Below are 324 nucleotides of genomic sequence, written 5' to 3'. Positions count from 1 at the left end.
GATTTCGCATGATTGGCAAGCCTTGTTTAAAGCAGATTGGGTTGACTTAAAAGGATGGGGTAACAACAAGATGGGCAGGTTTTGCGCTAACATTCTGCTTATTGTTACTTCCCTACAAGGAATAAAATGAAAAATTCAGAATTGCATTTGCTGGAATGCAGAAAGATGTTTAACGGGCATAAGGAACGGTACCGCCACTTTTCTCAAACCTGCCGGACGGATATGGTATTTGATGTTTATCTGCCGCCACAATTCTTAAAAGGCTATCCCGCGCCTGTTTTATATTTTATTTCCGGCTTAAATAGTGATGGTTCTGAATTGGTT

At 40.4% G+C, this 324-nt stretch carries 1 pseudogene; it reads left to right on the top strand.

The window, feature by feature from the left end:
- Window positions 1–126: 126 nt before the first annotated feature.
- Window positions 127–324, top strand: a pseudogene (locus ACTHS4_RS11760) (S-formylglutathione hydrolase); the annotation flags it as partial.

Origin of the sequence: Neisseria sp. P0014.S009, assembly GCF_051958155.1 — a bacterium.
In the GTDB taxonomy this organism is placed as follows: Bacteria; Pseudomonadota; Gammaproteobacteria; order Burkholderiales; family Neisseriaceae; genus Neisseria; species Neisseria flavescens_C.
This window is presented reverse-complemented; position numbering and strand designations above follow the sequence as displayed.